The 18203-nt window shown below is 71.7% G+C and carries 16 protein-coding genes; 13 read left to right on the top strand and 3 right to left on the bottom strand.

Annotated elements, in window-relative coordinates; genetic code table 11:
• Positions 1 to 72 precede the first annotated feature (72 nt).
• The 3 genes from ACFPCY_RS18105 to ACFPCY_RS18115 are packed head-to-tail and all read right to left on the bottom strand — an operon-like array spanning position 73 to position 2747.
• Complete coding sequence (locus ACFPCY_RS18105) at positions 73 to 1005, bottom strand: EamA family transporter (protein ID WP_378256594.1); 933 nt, start codon at positions 1003 to 1005, stop codon at positions 73 to 75.
• Positions 1006 to 1008: 3 nt separating this feature from the next.
• Positions 1009 to 1803: an ABC transporter permease gene (locus ACFPCY_RS18110; protein WP_378256596.1), complete on the bottom strand. Its 795-nt coding sequence runs from the start codon at positions 1801 to 1803 to the stop codon at positions 1009 to 1011.
• On the bottom strand, positions 1800 to 2747 hold the full coding sequence (locus ACFPCY_RS18115; protein WP_378256598.1) for an ABC transporter ATP-binding protein: 948 nt from the start codon (positions 2745 to 2747) through the stop codon (positions 1800 to 1802). Before ACFPCY_RS18115 ends, ACFPCY_RS18110 begins: the two co-directional genes overlap by 4 nt.
• Before the next feature lie 574 nt (positions 2748 to 3321).
• Here ACFPCY_RS18115 and ACFPCY_RS18120 point away from each other — a divergent pair.
• The 13 genes from ACFPCY_RS18120 (at position 3322) to ACFPCY_RS18180 (ending at position 18159) form a co-directional block, all read left to right on the top strand.
• Complete coding sequence (locus ACFPCY_RS18120) at positions 3322 to 4911, top strand: amino acid permease (RefSeq protein ID WP_378256599.1); 1590 nt, start codon at positions 3322 to 3324, stop codon at positions 4909 to 4911.
• 71 nt (positions 4912 to 4982) lie between these two features.
• Complete coding sequence (locus ACFPCY_RS18125) at positions 4983 to 6224, top strand: arginine deiminase (protein ID WP_378256601.1); 1242 nt, start codon at positions 4983 to 4985, stop codon at positions 6222 to 6224.
• Between the two features lie 92 nt (positions 6225 to 6316).
• The gene (argF, locus tag ACFPCY_RS18130; RefSeq protein ID WP_378256603.1) at positions 6317 to 7321 is read left to right on the top strand and encodes an ornithine carbamoyltransferase; all 1005 of its coding nucleotides are present in this window, start codon (positions 6317 to 6319) and stop codon (positions 7319 to 7321) included.
• Between the two features lie 31 nt (positions 7322 to 7352).
• On the top strand, positions 7353 to 8288 hold the full coding sequence (gene arcC / locus ACFPCY_RS18135) for a carbamate kinase (RefSeq protein WP_378256605.1): 936 nt from the start codon (positions 7353 to 7355) through the stop codon (positions 8286 to 8288).
• A gap of 61 nt (positions 8289 to 8349) precedes the next feature.
• Positions 8350 to 9804 (top strand): amino acid permease, encoded by a 1455-nt coding sequence (locus ACFPCY_RS18140; RefSeq protein WP_378256607.1) that lies wholly within the window; start codon positions 8350 to 8352, stop codon positions 9802 to 9804.
• On the top strand, positions 9801 to 10955 hold the full coding sequence (locus tag ACFPCY_RS18145; RefSeq protein ID WP_378256609.1) for a universal stress protein: 1155 nt from the start codon (positions 9801 to 9803) through the stop codon (positions 10953 to 10955). The genes ACFPCY_RS18140 and ACFPCY_RS18145 overlap by 4 nt, the downstream gene beginning before the upstream one ends.
• Positions 10945 to 12393 carry an APC family permease gene (locus tag ACFPCY_RS18150; protein WP_378256611.1) on the top strand — a complete coding sequence of 483 codons (1449 nt, stop codon included), beginning with the start codon at positions 10945 to 10947 and terminating at the stop codon, positions 12391 to 12393. Before ACFPCY_RS18145 ends, ACFPCY_RS18150 begins: the two co-directional genes overlap by 11 nt.
• Before the next feature lie 38 nt (positions 12394 to 12431).
• A complete protein-coding gene (locus ACFPCY_RS18155) occupies positions 12432 to 13250 on the top strand; it encodes a helix-turn-helix transcriptional regulator (protein ID WP_378256613.1) in 819 nt (272 codons plus the stop codon).
• Positions 13247 to 14659, top strand: a complete 1413-nt coding sequence (gene sufB / locus ACFPCY_RS18160; protein WP_378256616.1) for a Fe-S cluster assembly protein SufB — start codon at positions 13247 to 13249, stop codon at positions 14657 to 14659. Before ACFPCY_RS18155 ends, sufB begins: the two co-directional genes overlap by 4 nt.
• On the top strand, positions 14659 to 15798 hold the full coding sequence (sufD, locus tag ACFPCY_RS18165; RefSeq protein ID WP_378256618.1) for a Fe-S cluster assembly protein SufD: 1140 nt from the start codon (positions 14659 to 14661) through the stop codon (positions 15796 to 15798). The genes sufB and sufD overlap by 1 nt, the downstream gene beginning before the upstream one ends.
• Positions 15795 to 16112, top strand: coding sequence for a bifunctional 3-phenylpropionate/cinnamic acid dioxygenase ferredoxin subunit (locus ACFPCY_RS18170; RefSeq protein WP_378256620.1), 318 nt, complete (start codon positions 15795 to 15797; stop codon positions 16110 to 16112). Before sufD ends, ACFPCY_RS18170 begins: the two co-directional genes overlap by 4 nt.
• 17 nt (positions 16113 to 16129) lie before the next feature.
• Positions 16130 to 16891 (top strand): Fe-S cluster assembly ATPase SufC, encoded by a 762-nt coding sequence (sufC, locus tag ACFPCY_RS18175; RefSeq protein ID WP_378256622.1) that lies wholly within the window; start codon positions 16130 to 16132, stop codon positions 16889 to 16891.
• Between the two features lie 2 nt (positions 16892 to 16893).
• Positions 16894 to 18159: a cysteine desulfurase gene (locus ACFPCY_RS18180; RefSeq protein WP_378256624.1), complete on the top strand. Its 1266-nt coding sequence runs from the start codon at positions 16894 to 16896 to the stop codon at positions 18157 to 18159.
• The last annotated feature ends 44 nt before the right edge of the window (positions 18160 to 18203 follow it).

An 18203-nucleotide genomic window follows, 5' to 3' on the forward strand; every position in this document is an offset into this window, starting at 1 on the left:
ACGCCCACGATCGTTCGATCCTTGCACGGTACTCGCATCACCCGCCACATCACGCCCCGCGGGGGCGGACGGTCAGGGTTCGGGGGTTTCGGGTGGGGGGTTGTCGCCTAGGGTCGCGCCGGCGCAGGCGGCCATGACGCAGACGACGGCGAGCCACTGGAGGCCGGAGAGGACCTCGCCCAGCAGGACGACGCCGACGAGGGCGGCGACGGCGGGTTCGAGGCTCATGAGGATGCCGAAGACGCGGGGCGGCATCCGGCGCAGGGCTTCGAGCTCCAGGGAGTACGGGATGACCGAGGACATCAGGCCGACGCCGAGGCCGAGCAGGAGGAGGCGGGGGTCCAGGAGCCGGGCGCCGCCGGACGCCACGCCGATCGGGAGGACGGCGGCGGTCGCGACGACGCTGGCGATGGCGAGGCCCGTGGAGCCGGAGAAGCGGCGGCCGGTGGCGGCGCTGAGGAGGATGTAGGCGGCCCAGCAGACCCCGGCGAGCAGGGCGAAGGCGATGCCGGTCAGGTCGGTCGCGCCGTCGCCGCGGGCGAGGAAGAGGACGCCGGCGGCGGCCAGGGCCGTCCAGAGGAGGTCGCGGGGACGGCGGGAGGCGAAGACCGCGACCGACAGCGGGCCGAGGAACTCGATGGTCACCGCGATGCCCAGCGGGATGCGGGAGAACGACTGGTAGATCGCGAAGTTCATCAGGCCGAGCGTGAGGCCGAAGCCCGCCGCGACCGCGAGGCTGCGGCGCGAGTGGTCCCGCAGGACGGTGCGCAGGGCCTTGCGCGACACGGACGCCAGGACGGCGGCGGAGGTGGTGAGCCGCAGCAGGACCAGCGCGCTCGGCGGGAGCTGGCCGAACAGGTGCTTGGCGATGCCCGCGCCGACCTGGAGCGACAGGATGCCGAGCAGGATCAGGGCGGGCGGGGGGACCGCGCCGAGCGAGAACGCGGCGCGGCGGCCCGCGCCGCCCGCCGTCGTTGCCGAACCGGGGGCTTCGGCGAGGGCCACGGGCTACTCCCAGCGGAAGAGTCGGGCGGCGAGGGCGAGACCGGCGACGGCCCAGACCGCGAGGACGAGGAGGGGTTTTCCGGGCAGCGTCGCGCCGTGCTGGAGCACCTGGCGCAGGCCGTCCGCGAGCGCGGAGATGGGCAGCAGTTCGAGGGCGGAGCGCACGCCGTCCGGGAACTTGGTGAGCGGGAAGACGACGCCGCCGACCGCGAGCAGCAGGATGTAGACGAGGTTCGCGGCGGCGAGGGTCGCCTCGGCGCGCAGCGTCCCGGCCATGAGGAGGCCGAACCCGCTGAACGCGGCGGTGCCGAGCAGCAGCAGGACGATCACCGACAGCGGGTCGCCGTGCGGGTGCCAGCCGAGCGCGAACGCGACCGCGCCGATCACGACGGCCTGGAGGATCTCCACCAGGACGACCGTGAGGGTCTTGGCGCCGATCAGCCCGGCGCGCGGCAGCGGCGTCGCGCCGAGCCGCTTCAGGACGCCGTAGCGGCGCTCGAAGCCGGTGCCGATGGCCTGCCCGGTGAACGCGGTGGACATGACCGCGAGCGCCAGGATGCCGGGCGCGAGGAAGTCGACGCGCCTGCCGGGCCCGAGGTCGAGCAGCGACGTCGCCGAGAACAGCGTCAGCAGGACGACCGGGATGATCAGCGTCAGCAGCAGCTGCTCGCCGTTGCGCAGCACCGCGCGCAGCTCGTAGCCGGTCTGCGCGGCGATCATCCGGGGCAGCGGGACGGCTCCGGGCGCGGGGGACAGGTCGAGCGGTCCGGCGGGCGGCGATCCGGTTGAGGCGGTCACGAACGCAGCTCCCGTCCGGTCAGTTCGAGGAAGACGTCCTCCAGGGTGCGGCGCTCGATCCGCAGGTCCTCGGCGAGGACGCCGTGCGAGGCGCACCAGGCGGTCACGGTCGCGAGCAGCTCGGGCCTGACGTCGCCCTCGACGAGGTAGTGCCCGGAGGGCGACTCCTTGGCGGCGCTGCCCGCCGGGAGGGCGGCGAGCAGCTCGTCCAGGCCGAGGCCGGGGCGGGCGCGGAAGCGAAGCTGCCGCTCGGCCCCGGTCAGCTCGGCGGGGGAGCCCTGCGCGACGACCTTGCCGTGGTCGACGATGACCACGCGGTCGGCGAGGCGCTCGGCCTCCTCCATGTAGTGGGTGGTGAGCACGACCGAGACCCCGGCGTCGCGCAGCTCGGCGACCAGGTCCCAGGTGGCGTGCCGGGCCTGCGGGTCGAGGCCGGTGGTCGGCTCGTCCAGGAAGACCAGTTCGGGGCGTCCGACGATGGCGACCGCGAGCGACAGGCGCTGCTGCTGGCCGCCGGAGAGCCGCCGGTACGGGGTGCCCGCGTGCTCGGTCAGGCCGAGCCGGTCGAGCAGCGCGGACGGGGCGAGCGGGTGGGCGTGGAACGCGGCGACCAGCTTCAGGAACTCGCCCGCCTTCGCGGTGCCGGGCACGCCGCCGGACTGCGGCATCACGCCGACGCGCGGCTTGAGGGCCCTGGCGTCGGCGGACGGGTCGAGCCCGAGGACCCGGACGGTGCCCTCGTCGGCGCGCCGGAACCCCTCGCAGATCTCGATCGTGGTGGTCTTGCCCGCGCCGTTCGGCCCGAGCAGCGCGGTGATCTCGCCGCGCGCCGCCTCGAAGGACAACCCGTCCACCGCGGTCTTCGCGCCGTACCGCTTGACCAGTCCGTCGAGCCGGAGGGCGCTGCCGGAAGTGCGGGTGTCGTCTCCGGGGGGTGGTGCCATGGCGTCGAGTCTATGACCGGCCACTTCGCGATCCGGCCCGGGGCGGCCACGCCGCGCCGTGACGGTCGCCACGTCGCCTCCGGCGCCGAACTCCGCCCGCCCGGATCGAGCCGGGCGGCCTGTGCCGGGCACCCTGCGCAGGCGCTCGCCGGAAACTGCCGAGGCTGACCCTCTCGAAAGCTATTCGAGCGTCCCCTCGGTCGCTTCACCGTCGGCCGGGGTGACGCATTTCTCATGCCTTTCGTAGGCCCTCTCTTCGGCCGACGTATGCCCGTCGTCGCGCTCGCAAAGAGGGCGCCAAAAACCGTCTCTGATTTGGCGGTGGCAGGCCGTGTGCTTGCCGCGCATCCCGCCTGTGGCCTGCACGGAGCGAGTCGGCATAACAAACCAGAGGTCATCCCACGCTCACCGTGAAGTAAACGTGAGATCGGCTCGGCGCGCAGCGCATTACGGGTGGGCAGGCGTCTTGATCGTTCTCGCGTTTTCGTCAACCCGCCCAAGGGTAATTCCCCGCGTGCCGCATGATCGTTGTGCGGCGCGGGGGCGAAGGCGATCGGCCGAGGGGGCACCGGAGATGAGCGAGCCTGCGACGACACCGGCCCGGCAGGCCGGTGCGCCCACCGGGGCCGCGGAGCCGCCGCCCGGCCGGGAGCTCGGCGCGGGCGGCGGGCGGCTCGGCCTGCCCCAGGCCACCGCCCTGGTCGTCGGCAACATCGTCGGGACGGGCATCTTCCTGCTGCCCGTCTCGCTCGCCGCCATCGGGACGGTCAGCTTCCCGGTCATGATCGTGACCACGGTCGGCGCGATCGCCCTCGCGCTGGTGTTCGGCCGGCTCGGCGAGCGCATCCCGGCGTCCGGCGGACCCTACGCGTACGCCCGCAGCGCGTTCGGCGAGTTCATGGGCTTCTGGAGCGCCTGGTCGTTCTGGCTCACCGCGTGGGGCGGGAACGCGGGCATCTCGGTGGCCTGGGTCGGCTACGTCAACCACTTCCTGCACTGGGACAGCACCGGCGGCAAGATCGCGATCGGGCTGGTCGGCGTCTGGATCCCGGCGCTGATCAACCTGACCGGCGTGAAGAACATCGGGATCTTCCAGAGCGTCACCACCGTGCTGAAGTTCGTCCCGCTGATCTTCGTCGGGATCGTCGGGCTGTTCTTCATGAAGTCGGGCAACTTCGGCCCGTTCAACGCGAGCGGCGGCTCGGTGTGGAACGCGGTGTCGCTGTCCCTCGGCCTGATCCTGTTCATCTACTCGGGCATGGAGTCGGTGACCATCGTCGCCGAGCGGATCCGGGACCCCGAGCGCAACGTCGGCAAGGCCAGCGTCTACGGCGTCCTCGCCTGCGGGCTGATGTACCTGCTCGCCACCCTCGCCGTCTTCGGCAACGTCCCGCACGACCGGCTCAAGGGCTCGTCCGCCCCGTTCGCGGACGCGCTGAACAACATGTTCGGCGGCTCGGCCTGGGGCAACGTGATGGCGGTCTGCGCGATCATCTCCGGCATCGGGGCGCTGAACGGCTGGACGATGCTGGTCGCCGAGATGCCGATGGCCGCCGCCCGGGACGGCCTGTTCCCGAAGGCGTTCGCGAAGCTGTCCGGGCGCGAGGCCCCGGTCACCGGCATCCTCGTCGGGACGGTCCTGACCACGCTGATGCTGCTGTTCGCCTACGCGTCCGCGGACACGTTCAACACGATCCTGCTGTTCGCGTCCTTCACCACCGCGATCCCGTACTTCTTCTCCGCCGCGGCGCAGCTGTTCTGGCTCGTCACCGGGGGCCGGGACGTCAGCAGGGCCCGGCTGGCCAAGGACATGACGGTGGCCGTCCTCGCCCTGGTCTTCTCCTTCGCCATCGTCTACAGCTCCGGCGAGCAGGCCGTCATGCTCGGCATCCTCGCGATGCTCATCGGCGTCGTCGTCTACATCTGGACGAAGGCCCGGCGCGGCGAGTACGGCCCGAGGAGCGACTTCGCCCCGCCCGCGCCCGCCTCGCCCGCGCCCGCTCCGCCGGCGTCCGCCTCGCCCGCGTCCGCTCCGCCCGCGCCTGCTCCGCCCGGGGCCGCCCCGCCCGCGCATGCCCAGCCCGCCGCGCCAGGGCCGCCGGTTCCGCCCGCCCCGCCAGGGCCGCCCGGGGGACCGGGCCCGGTCACCGGTCCCGGCGGTTGAGCCGCCCGCGCCCGCGCGTCGCCCGGCCCGCGCGGCACCGAACTTCCACCACTCAGCAAGGAGGCTGAACCATGCCGTTCAAGGTCGAGTCCGAGGTGGGCAGGCTGCGCCAGGTGCTGGTGCACCGGCCGGAGCTGTCGCTGAAGCGGCTCACGCCGTCCAACTCCGAGGACCTGCTGTTCGACGACGTGCTGTGGGTGCAGCGGGCGGGCGAGGAGCACGAGGAGTTCCAGAGCGTGCTCCGCTCCCGGGACGTCAAGGTGCACCTCCTGCTGGACCTGCTGCGCGAGACGATCGAGATCCCCGAGGCCAAGAAGCACATCCTCGACTACGTGATCGACCCGCACTGGTTCGGCCCGCTCGCCACCGACGGGATCCGCAACGCCTTCGACGCGATGGACCTGCGCGAGCTCGGCTCCTTCCTGATCGGCGGCATCACCAAGCGCGAGCTGCTGGATCGGATGGAGGACATCAAGTCGATCGCGTTCCACGCCATCGACATGGACGACTTCATCCTGCCGCCGCTGCCGAACCACCTGTTCACCCGCGACACCTCCTGCTGGGTCTACGACGGCGTGTCCATCAACGCCATGAAGAAGAAGGCCCGGATGCGCGAGACGGTGAACATGGAGGCGATCTACAGGTGGCACCCGATGTTCGCCGAGGCGTACGACCGGCCGGAGGCGGGCGGGTTCAACGTCTGGAACGCGGGCACCGCGATGGCCCCCGCCACGATCGAGGGCGGCGACGTGCTGGTCATCGGCAACGGCGCGGTGCTGGTCGGGATGAGCGAGCGCACCCAGCCGCAGGCCGTCGAGATGCTCGCCGAGTCGCTGTTCGCGCGCGGGTCGGCGAAGAAGATCGTCGCGCTGCGGATGACGAAGAAGCGCGCCTTCATGCACCTGGACACGGTCATGACGATGGTCGACCACGGCGTGTTCACCAAGTACGCCGGGATGGGGATGCTGCCGTCCTACACCGTCGAGCCGGGCGACACCGAGAAGGAGCTCAAGGTCACCGACCATCCGGCCGAGGACATGCACAAGGCCATCGCCATGGCGCTCGACCTGGACGACATCAAGGTCCTCACCGCCACCCAGGACGTGTTCGCCGCCGAGCGCGAGCAGTGGGACGACGGCTCCAACGTCCTCGCGATCGAGCCGGGCGTGGTCATCGCCTATGAGCGCAACACGACCACGAACAACTTCCTGCGCCGGAACGGCATCGAGGTGCTGACCATCCGGGGCAGCGAGCTCGGCCGGGGGCGCGGCGGCCCGCGCTGCATGAGCTGCCCGCTGGAGCGCGACGCCTGACCGCCCGCCCGAGCCCGCCCGAGCCGGGCCCGTCCCGCCCGAGCCGGCCCGTCCCGCCCGAGCCCGTCCGACCTCGCCCGAACGGAGAGACCATGGCTTACAACCTGCACGGCCGCAGCTTCCTCAAGGAGCTGGACTTCACCCCCAAGGAGTGGAGGTTCCTGCTCGACCTGTCCCGCGACCTGAAGCGGGCCAAGTACGCCGGGGCCGAGAGGCCGCGGCTGACCGGCAGGAACATCGCGCTGATCTTCGAGAAGACCTCCACCCGGACCCGGTGCTCGTTCGAGGTCGCCGCGCACGACCAGGGCGCGCACGTCACCTACCTCGACCCGTCCGGCTCGCAGATGGGCCACAAGGAGTCGGCCAAGGACACCGCCCGCGTGCTGGGCCGCATGTTCGACGGCATCGAGTACCGCGGCGCGAAGCAGAAGATCGTCGAGGAGCTGGCCGAGTACTCCGGCGTCCCGGTCTGGAACGGCCTGACCGACGAGTGGCACCCGACCCAGATGCTCGCCGACCAGCTCACGATGATCGAGCACGGCAACGGCAGGCCGCTGAGCGACCTCTCCTACGCCTACCTGGGCGACGCCCGGAACAACATGGCGCACTCCTACATCGTCGCGGGCGCGCTGTCCGGGATGGACGTGCGGATCGCCGCGCCCAAGGCCCTCTGGCCCGAGCAGGACGTGGCGGTCAAACCCGCCCGGGAGCTCAACGCCAGGACGGGCGGCAGCCTGCTGGTCACCGAGGACGTCCAGGAGGCCGTGAAGGGCGCCGACTTCGTCCTCACCGACGTGTGGGTGTCGATGGGCGAGCCGAAGGAGGTGTGGGACGAGCGCGTCAGGCTGCTCAAGCCGTACCAGGTCAACGCCGGCGTCATGAGGGCGACGGGCAACCCGGGCGTCCGGTTCATGCACTGCCTGCCCGCCTACCACAACCGCGAGACGACGGTCGGCGAGGAGGTCTACGAGAAGACCGGCCTGGACGCCCTGGAGGTGACCGAGGAGGTCTTCGAGTCCGCCGCGTCCATCGTCTTCGACGAGGCGGAGAACCGCATGCACACCATCAAGGCCGTCATGGTCGCGACGCTCGGCTGACCCTGCCGCCGACGGACGAGGAAGGCAACCGATGAGAGTCGTCGTCGCCCTGGGCGGCAACGCCCTGATGCAGCGCGGGGACAAGCCCGACGCGGAGACCCAGCGCGCCAACGTGCAGACCGCCGTGAAGGCGCTGACGCCGCTGGCCGAACGGCACGAGCTGATCATCACGCACGGCAACGGGCCGCAGGTCGGGGTGCTGTCGCTGGAGAGCATCAACGACCCGAACCTGAGCCGGCCCTACCCGCTGGACACCATCGGCGCGGAGACGCAGGGCATGATCGGCTACTGGATGCTCCAGGCGCTGCAGAACGCGCTGCCCGGCCGCCAGGTGCTGGCCCTGGTGAACCAGACCCTGGTGTCGGCGGTGGACCCGGCGTTCGACGACCCGACCAAGTTCGTCGGGCAGGTCTACAGCCGGGAGGAGGCCCACAAGTACGCCGAGGAGTACGGCTGGACGGTGAAGCCGGACGGCGAGTACTGGCGCCGCGTGGTGCCCTCGCCGAAGCCGCAGCGGGTGATCGAGACGCGGCTGATCCGGCAGGCCGTCCGGACCGGGACCGTGGTGGTCTGCGCCGGGGGCGGCGGCGTCCCGGTGTTCCGCAACGACGTCGGCCAGCTGGAGGGCGTGGAGGCGGTCATCGACAAGGACCTGACCGCCGCGCTGCTCGCCGAGACGCTGGAGGCCGACACCTTCCTCATCCTCACCGACGTGCCGAACGTGGTGCGCGGCTTCGGCACCCCGAACGCCGAGCCGATCACCCACACGACGCCGTTCGAGCTGCGCTCGGAGGACTTCCCGGCGGGTTCCATGGGACCCAAGATCGACGCGGTCTGCGGGTTCGTGGAGAAGACCGGCGACATGGCCGCCATCGGCAAGCTCGAGCAGTGCATGGACATCCTGGACGGCGCGGCGGGCACGATCATCACGCCGAACGCCACCTGGCCGCTCGCGAGCACGCTGTGACGCCGTCATGACCATGCCGAGATGACGCTGAGTGTACGATCGAGGGCGGAGGGCGACATCCGTGAGCACGCGAGGCACGCTGCACGGCCTGTTCCGGACGAAACCGGTGGACGTCATCGTCGCGGAGGGCGGCGAGGGCGAGCTGTCGCGCTCGATGTCCCTCCTGCAGCTCACCATGTTCAGCGTGGGCGCGACCCTCGGCACGGGCATCTTCGTGGTGCTCGGCGAGGCGGTGCCGCTCGCCGGTCCCGCCGTCGTGCTGGCGTTCGTCGTCGCGGCCGTCACCGCGCTGTTCTCCGCGCTGTCCTACGCCGAGCTGGCCGGGACGATCCCGGTGTCCGGCTCGTCCTACTCCTACGCCTACGCGACCATGGGCGAGCTGGTCGCCTGGGTCTGCGGCTGGTGCCTGCTGCTGGAGTACGCCGTGTCGGTCTCGGCCGTCGCGGTCGGCTGGGGCCAGTACCTGAACGACTTCTTCAACCAGACGTTCGGGTTCACGCTGCCGGACGCGATCAGCAACCCGCCCGGTTCCGGCGGCTACGTCAACGTCCCGGCCATCGTCGTGGTGATGCTGGCGATGCTGCTGCTCCTGCGGGGCGCGTCGGAGAGCGCGCGGGTCAACACCGTCATGGTGCTGCTGAAGATCGGCGTGCTGGTGTTCTTCTGCGCGGTCGCCTTCACCGCCTTCAAGGGCGGCAACCTCAAGCCGTTCGCGCCGATGGGCTGGGCCGGGATCCAGGCCGCCGGGTCGAAGGTGTTCTTCTCCTACATCGGCTTCGACGCCGCGTCCACCGCCGGCGAGGAGGCGCGCAACCCCAAGCGCGACCTGCCGCTGGCGATCATCGGCTCCCTGGTCATCGTCACCGTCGTCTACGTCGCGGTCGGTCTCGCCGCCGTCGGCGGGATGCGCTGGACGGAGTTCAAGGAGGGCGAGACCGAGGCGTCGCTGTCGGTCGTCCTGGAACGCGCCACGAACACGTCCTGGCCCGGCGCCGTGCTGTCGCTCGGCGCGGTCGTCGCGATCGCCAGCGTCGTGCTGTCGGTGATGTACGGCCAGACCCGCATCCTGTTCGCGATGTCCCGGGACGGCCTGGTGCCGAGGATCTTCCAGCGCGTCAGCCCCCGGCACCGGGTGCCGGTCGCCAACACGCTCATCGTCTCGGGGTTCATCGCGCTGCTCGCCGCCGCGATCCCGCTCGGCAAGCTCGCCGACGCCACCAGCATCGGCACGCTGTTCGCGTTCGGCCTGGTCAACATCGGGGTGATGGTGCTCCGCCGGACCCGGCCCGACCTGCCGCGCAGCTTCCGGACGCCGCTCTTCCCGGTCACCCCCCTGCTCGGCGTCCTGTTCTGCGCCGGGCTGATCTTCACGCTGGACGGCGTGACCCAGCGGATCTTCCTGGCCTGGATGGTCGTCGGCCTCGTCGTCTACTTCCTCTACAGCCGCCGCCACTCGCTGCTCGGCCGGAACGCCGCCCGGACGGCGACGGCGACCACCCAGAAGGGGGCGCCATGACCGACGCCACGTCCGCCGCGAAGGACGGCGGGACGAACGCCGCGAAGAAGGCGGCGAAGACCACCGCGAACTCCACCGACAAGCCCACCGACAAGCCCACCGACAAGCCCACCGACAAGCCCGGCGCCAAGGCCGCGGCCAAGACGGCGGCCAAGCCGTCCGCGAAGAACGCCCCGAAGCCCGCCGGCAAGGACCCCGCGAAGAGCGCCGCAGCGGAGGGTGGGACGGGCGCCGGGACGGCCCGGCTCGAGGACGGCCTGCGCGTCCTGGTCGGCTACTCGCCCGACGAGCGCGGCGACGACGCCCTCGCGCTCGGCTCGCTGGCCGCGCGCACCGCCGGGTCGCCGCTCGTGGTCGCCAACGTCCACCCGCCGAGCTGGCCCAGCCGGGGTCCCGGCTCGGTGGACGCCGAGTGGCTCGCCTACCTGCGGGAGCAGTCGGCCGCCGCGCTGGCCCAGGCCGCCGACCGGCTCGCCGAGATGAAGCACCCCAAGCGGGGCGTGGAGTACCGGACGCTCGCCCACCGGGGCAGCGGGCGCGGCCTGCTGGAGGTCGCCCGGGAGTCGGGCGCGAACCTGGTCGTCGTCGGGTCCGCGCCGCGCGGCCGGCGCGACCGCTTCGCCATCGGCAGCACCGCCGACCAGCTCCTGCACGGCTCGCCGATCCCGGTCATGCTCGCCCCGCGCGGCTACGCCGAGGACGCGCCGAAGAAGTTCGAGCGGCTCAGCGTCGCCTACTTCCGGCGGCGGGACGTGCAGGCCCCGCTGGACGCCGTCGCGACCCTCGCCGCCGCGCTCGGGCTGCCGGTCCGGCTGATCACGCTGGTGCTGCGGCCGTCCGGGCTGCCGGCCCGCTTCCGCGGCGCGGACGACGTCGTCCAGCGCCAGTTCGACCAGGCCGAGAAGGACCTGGAGCACGCCCGCGGGCTGCTCGCCGAGCGCGGCGTCCGGGACGTCGAGACCGAGGCCGTCCAGGGCGCCGGGATCACCAAGGCCCTCGGCGGGGTCGAGATGCGGCCCGGCGAGGTGCTGGCCACCATGTCCAGCCACGAGGGCCCGCTGCGCAAGGTGTTCCTCGGGGAGAGCTCCGGCAAGATCGTCCGCGCGTCCGGCGTGCCCGTCCTCGTGCTTCCGCGCGCCCATGCCCGATAGCGCCGCGGGCGGCGCCGGCGACGCGGTCGCGGCGGCGGACGCGGCCGCCGAGGCCGGGCCGAGGCCCCGGCGCGGCCTGGGCCTGCTCGCCGCGACGGCGCTGGTCATGGGCAACGTCATCGGCGTCGGCGTCTTCCAGCTCCCGGCCGCCATCGCCGGGTACGGGACGGTCGGCATCGTCGCGTTCGTCGTCGTCGGCGTCTGCTCGGTCCTGCTGGCCCTCGTCTTCGGCTGGCTCGCCCAGCGCCTCCCGCACACCGGCGGCCCCTACGTCTACGCCCGGCACGCCTTCGGCGACCTCGCCGGGTTCCTGACCGCCTGGTCGTACTGGATCACCGCCTGGGCCAGCAACGCCGCCCTCGTGGTCGCGTGGGCGGGCTACGTGAACGTGCTGGTCCCGCTGCACGGACGGGGGCCGTCCCTGCTGGTGACGGTCGGCGCGCTCTGGCTGGCCGTCCTCGCCAACCTCGCCGGGGTGCGCGGCGCGGGGCTGATCGCGGTGGTCACGACCGTCCTGAAGTTCGTGCCGCTGGTGCTGGTCGCCGTGGTCGGGCTGTTCTTCGTCAAGGGCGAGAACTTCGGGCCGTTCGTCACCCACGGGAATCCCATCGGCTCGCTGTCGGCGGCGGGCGCCGTGCTCATGTTCAGCTTCCTCGGCGTCGAGTCGGCGACCGTCGCGGCCGAGGAGGTCCGCGACGCCCGCCGGAACGTGCTGCGCGCCACGGTCGCCGGGACGGTCGCCGCCGCGGTCGTGTACGTCCTCGGCACGATCGCGGTCTTCGGGCTCGTCCCGCATGATCGGCTGCAGCGGTCCACCGCGCCGTACGCCGACGCCGTGGGCGCCCTGGTCGGCGGCTGGAGCCACGCGGGCGAGGCGATGGCCGTCGCCGCCGTGGTCTCCGGCGCCGGGACGCTCGTCGGCTGGACGCTGATCAGCGCCCGGATGCCCTTCGCCGCCGCCCGCGACGCGCTGTTCCCGGGGATCTTCCTGCGGCAGAACGGGCGCGGCGTGCCGTGGATCGGCCTGGTGACCTCGGGGCTTCTCGCCTCCCTCATCACCGTCGCGAACTACACCGGCGGCCTCCAGTCGGCGTTCACGGCGCTCGCGCTGCTGACGACCTTCACCGCCTGCGTCCCGTACGTCTTCTCCGCCGCCGCGCAGCTGCTCTGGCTGCTCACCGAGCACGGACCGGCGGGCCGCGCGGAGGCCGGGGTCCGGTTCGCGCGGGACGTGGCCGTCTCGGCGGTCGCCGTCGGGTTCACGATCTGGCTCTGCGCCGGGGCGGGCTACGCGGCCGTCTACCAGGGCGTCCTGCTGGTGCTGGCGGCGATCCCGGTGTACGTGCTGATGCGCTGGCGGACGGCCCGGGCCGCCGCCGCGGCGAGCGGGGCGGCGGCGCCTGGCGCCCCGGGTGCCCCGGACGCGCCGATTAGGTAAGCCTTGCCTGCGTGAGCCACTGCATCGGCGAACGGTTGATGGCCGGGAAGGAATTACGGCACACTGATGTTGTGAAAAACGTGAGCGAGACACCGACCAGCGCCGAGGCCGCCATCGCGCGGCCCGCCGGCGTGCCGTCGGCGGCGCCGAGCGGCGAGCGCGACACCCGCGCCCGCGTCGCCCGGCTCATTCTCGAGCACGGACCGATCACCGCCTCCACGCTGGGGGAGCGGATGGGCCTGACGCCCGCCGCGATCCGCCGGCATCTGGACGCCCTGCTCGCCGAGGGCATGATCGAGGTCCGCCGCGACCGCCGTCCGGCGCATCGCGGCCGCGGCCGCCCGGCCAAGTGGTTCGCCATCACCGACGCCGGCCGCAGCGCGTTCGTGCACGCCTACGACGACCTGGCCACCAGCGCCCTGCGCTTCCTCGCCGAGACGGCGGGGGAGCAGGCGGTGGCCCGGTTCGCCCGGCGGCAGATCGCCGACCTCGAACGACGCTACCACCCGGTGGTCCAGGCGGCCCCGCCCCAGCAGCGGGTGCGGCGCCTGGCCGAGGCCCTGTCGGCGGACGGCTATGCCGCCGCCGCCGGGAAGGCCCCGCAGCCGGGCGGCGGCGAGCAGCTCTGCCAGCACCACTGCCCGGTCGCGCACGTCGCCGCGGAGTTCCCGCAGCTGTGCGAGGCCGAGACCGAGGCGTTCAGCCGCCTGCTGGGCACCCCCGTCCAGCGGCTGGCGACCATCGCCCACGGCGACGGTATCTGCACCACCCACGTCAGCTCCCGGTCCCTCTGCGAGGCGGCCGGGAACGACGGTCAGAACACACGTGACGAGGAGACCGGAGGGTCCTCCCTATGACTACGGCAGCCCACCCCGAGCTGGAAGGGCTCGACAGGTACAAGTTCGGTTGGGCCGACCCCGACACGGCCGGGGCCTCGGCGCGCCGCGGCCTGAACGAGGATGTCGTCCGCGACATCTCGGCCAAGAAGGGCGAGCCCGACTGGATGCTCGACCTGCGGCTCAAGGGGCTGCGGCTGTTCGACAAGAAGCCGATGCCGAACTGGGGCTCGGACCTGTCGGAGATCGACTTCGACAACATCAAGTACTTCGTCCGCTCCACCGAGAAGCAGGCCGCCTCCTGGGAGGAGCTCCCGGAGGACATCAAGAACACCTACGACAAGCTCGGCATCCCGGAGGCGGAGAAGCAGCGCCTCATCGCGGGCGTCGCCGCGCAGTACGAGTCCGAGGTCGTCTACCACAAGATCCGCGACGACCTGGAGGAGAAGGGTGTCATCTTCCTCGACACCGACACCGGCCTCAGGGAGCACCCGGAGATCTTCCAGGAGTACTTCGGCTCGGTGATCCCGGTCGGCGACAACAAGTTCGCCGCGCTGAACTCGGCGGTGTGGTCGGGCGGCTCGTTCATCTACGTCCCGCCGGGCGTGCACGTGGAGATCCCGCTCCAGGCCTACTTCCGGATCAACACCGAGAACATGGGCCAGTTCGAGCGGACGCTGATCATCGCCGACGAGGGCTCCTACGTGCACTACGTCGAGGGATGCACCGCCCCGATCTACAAGTCGGACTCGCTGCACTCGGCCGTCGTCGAGATCGTCGTGAAGAAGGACGCCCGCGTCCGCTACACGACCATCCAGAACTGGTCGAACAACGTCTACAACCTGGTCACCAAGCGCGCCGTCGCCTACGAGGGCGCGACCATGGAGTGGATCGACGGCAACATCGGCTCCAAGGTCACCATGAAGTACCCGGCCGTCTACCTGCTGGGCGAGCACGCCAAGGGCGAGACCCTGTCGATCGCCTTCGCCGGCGAGGACCAGCACCAGGACGCGGGCGCCAAGATGGTGCACGCCGCGCCGAACACCTCGTCCACGATCGTGTCCAAGTCGGTGGCGCGCGGCGGCGGCCGCACGTCCTACCGGGGCCTGGTGCAGATCCAGGAGGGCGCGGCCCACAGCAAGTCCACGGTGAAGTGCGACGCGCTGCTGGTCGACCAGATCTCCCGGTCCGACACCTACCCCTACGTGGACGTCCGCGAGGACGACGTGGAGATGGGCCACGAGGCCACCGTCTCCAAGGTGTCGGAGGACCAGCTGTTCTACCTGATGAGCCGCGGCCTCACCGAGGACGAGGCGATGGCGATGATCGTGCGCGGGTTCGTCGAGCCCATCGCGCGCGAGCTGCCGATGGAGTACGCCCTTGAGCTGAACCGGCTCATCGAGCTTCAGATGGAAGGAGCCGTCGGCTGATGGGGCTGGACACGCGCACTCTCTCGACGCTGCACGAGAAGGGCTCCCACGAGGTCGCCGACTTCGAGGTGCCGACCGGCCGCGAGGAGGAGTGGCGGTTCACGCCGCTGCGCCGCCTCAAGGGCCTGCACAACGGCACCGCCGACGCGTCCGGCAAGGTCATCACCGAGGTCTCCGGCCCGGCCGAGGTCAAGGTCGAGACCGTCGGACGCGACGACGAGCGGCTCGGCAAGGCGTTCGTGCCCGCCGACCGGGTCAGCGCGCAGGCGTGGTCCTCGTTCACCGAGGCCACGGTCGTGACCGTGCCCAAGGAGGTCGAGGCGTCCGCCCCGGTCATCATCCGGCGGCGCGGCGAGGACGCGTCCGGCGCGGCCTACGGGCACACCACCATCGTGCTGGAGCCGTTCGCCAAGGCGACGGTCGTGCTGACCCACCGCGGCTCGGCGGTCTACGCCGACAACGTGGAGTTCGTCGTCGGCGACAGCGCCTCGCTGTCGGTGATCAGCCTCCAGGACTGGGCCGGCGACGCCGTGCACGTCTCGCGGCAGCACGCGCGGCTCGGCCGCGACGCCCGGTTCGTCTCGCACAACATCAGCCTCGGCGGCGACCTAGTGCGGGTCTCCCCGTCCGTCGCCTACGCCCAGCCCGGCGGCGACGCCGAGCTGTACGGCGTGTACTTCGTGGACGGCGGCCAGCACCTGGAGCACCGGCTGCTGGTCGACCACACCGTGCCGAACTGCCGCAGCCGCGTCGACTACCGCGGCGCCCTCCAGGACCAGGACGCGCACGCCGTCTGGATCGGCGACGTGATCATCCGCGCCGAGGCCGAGGGCACCGACACCTACGAGCTGAACCGCAACCTCGTCCTCACCGACGGGACGCGGGTCGACTCGGTGCCGAACCTGGAGATCCTCACCGGCGAGGTCGCCGGGGCGGGGCACGCGTCGGCGTCCGGGCGGCTGGACGACGAGCACCTGTTCTACCTCCAGGCGCGCGGCATCCCGTTCGACGAGGCGCGGCGCATGGTCGTGCGCGGGTTCCTCGGCCAGCTGGTCGAGCGGATCGAGGTCGCCGAGGTGCGCGAGAAGGTCGCCGAGGCGATCGAGGCCGAGCTCGACCGTCCGGAGCGGGACCGATGAACTTCGTGAAGGTCTGCCCCCTGGCGGAGGTTCCGGCGGACGGCGCGCTCGCCGTCGAGGTGGACGACACCCCGGTCGCGGTGGTGCGCAGCGGCGAGGAGGTCTTCGCGGTCAGCGACATCTGCTCGCACGCGGAGGTCTCGCTCTCCGAGGGCGAGGTCTACAACGGCACGATCGAGTGCTGGCTGCACGGGTCCTGCTTCGACCTGCGGACCGGCAAGCCCACCAACCCGCCCGCGACGCAGCCCGTCGCCACCTACAAGGTCAAGGTCGAGGACGGCGACGTCTACGTCTCGCTCGACTCCGAGGACTAGGAAAGATTCCGAGAGATATGGCCACCCTTGAGATCCGCGACCTGCACGTCTCCGTCGGGGACGGCGAGGCCGCGAAGGAGATCCTGCGCGGCGTCGACCTGACCGTGAAGGCGGGCGAGACGCACGCGATCATGGGCCCGAACGGGTCCGGCAAGTCCACGCTCGCCTACGCGATCGCGGGCCACCCGAAGTACACCGTCACCGCCGGCACGGTCACCCTGGACGGCGAGGACGTCCTCGCGATGAGCGTCGACGAGCGCGCCCGCGCGGGCCTGTTCCTGGCGATGCAGTACCCGGTGGAGGTGCCGGGCGTGTCGGTGTCGAACTTCCTGCGCTCGGCGGTCACGGCCGTCCGCGGCGAGGCGCCGAAGCTGCGCGAGTTCGCCAAGGAGACCAAGGCCGCGATGGACGCGCTGTCCATCGACCCGGCGTTCGCGCAGCGCTCGCTGAACGAGGGCTTCTCCGGCGGCGAGAAGAAGCGGCACGAGATCCTCCAGCTCGAGATGCTCAAGCCGAAGGTCGCCGTGCTGGACGAGACCGACTCCGGCCTCGACGTGGACGCGCTGAAGGTCGTCTCCGAGGGCATCAACCGGTTCCACGACGGCGACCCGGAGACCGGCGTCCTGCTGATCACGCACTACACGCGGATCCTGCGCTACATCAAGCCGGACTTCGTGCACGTGTTCGCGCACGGCCGCATCGTCGAGCAGGGCGGCCCCGAGCTGGCCGACGTCCTGGAGAACGAGGGCTACGAGAAGTACGTGAAGGCGGGCGCGTAACCATGGGCGAGCTGCTGCCCGAGGAGATCAAGAAGGACTTCCCCCTTCTCCAGCGGACGGTCCGCGGCGGCAATCCGCTGATCTACCTGGACTCCGGCGCGACCTCGCAGAAGCCCGTCCAGGTGCTGGACGCCGAGCGGGAGTTCTACGAGCGGCACAACGCGGCCGTCCACCGGGGCGCGCACCTGCTCGCCGAGGAGGCGACGGACGCGTTCGAGGCCGCGCGCGAGAAGGTGGCCCGGTTCGTCGGCGCCGTCCCGAGCGAGATCGTGTTCACCAAGAACGCGACCGAGGCGATCAACCTGGTGGCGTACGCGATGAGCAACGCCGCCACGTTCGGCGCGGAGGCGGAGCGGTTCCGGGTCGGTCCCGGCGACGAGATCCTCGTCACCGAGATGGAGCACCACGCGAACCTCGTGCCGTGGCAGCAGCTCTGCCGGCGGACGGGCGCGACGCTGCGCTGGTTCGGGATCACCGACGAGGGCCGCCTGGACCTGTCGGACCTGGACTCGCTGGTCAACGAGCGCACGAAGCTCGTCGCGCTCACGCACCAGTCGAACGTCCTCGGCACCGTCCCGCCGGTCGAGCTGATCGCGGCGAAGGCCCGCGCGGTCGGCGCCCTGGTCGTGCTGGACGCCGCGCAGTCGGTGCCGCACATGCCGGTGGACGTCGCGACGCTCGGCGCCGACTTCCTGGCGTTCTCCGCGCACAAGATGCTCGGCCCGACCGGCGTCGGCGTGCTGTGGGGCCGCGGCGACCTGCTCGCGGCGATGCCCCCGTTCATCACCGGCGGCTCGATGATCGAGACCGTCACGATGGAGGGCACGACCTTCATGCCGCCGCCGCAGCGGTTCGAGGCCGGGTCGCCGAACGTCGCGCAGGCCGTGGGCCTCGGCGCGGCGGTCGACTACCTGTCGGACCTCGGCATGGCGGACGTCCACGCGCACGAGGCCGCGCTCACCGGGTACGCGCTGGAGCGGCTCGGCGAGATCGCGGGCGTGCGGGTGATCGGGCCGGGCACGACCGAGGCGCGCGGCGGCGCGGTGTCGTTCACCGTGGACGACATCCACCCGCACGACGTCGGCCAGGTGCTGGACGAGCTGGGCGTCGAGGTCCGGGTCGGGCACCACTGCGCCAAGCCGATCTGCCGCCGGTTCGGCATCCCGGCGACGACCCGGGCGTCCTTCTACGTGTACAACACCCTGGCGGACGTCGACGCCCTCGCCGACGGCGTCCGGCAGGCGCAGAAGTTCTTCGGAACAGCCTGACCGGGCGGGCTGTTGAAGAACGGCGAAGGCCCCTCACGAGGAAA

The organism is Actinomadura gamaensis (assembly GCF_042652125.1).
Taxonomy (GTDB): domain Bacteria; phylum Actinomycetota; class Actinomycetes; order Streptosporangiales; family Streptosporangiaceae; genus Spirillospora; species Spirillospora gamaensis.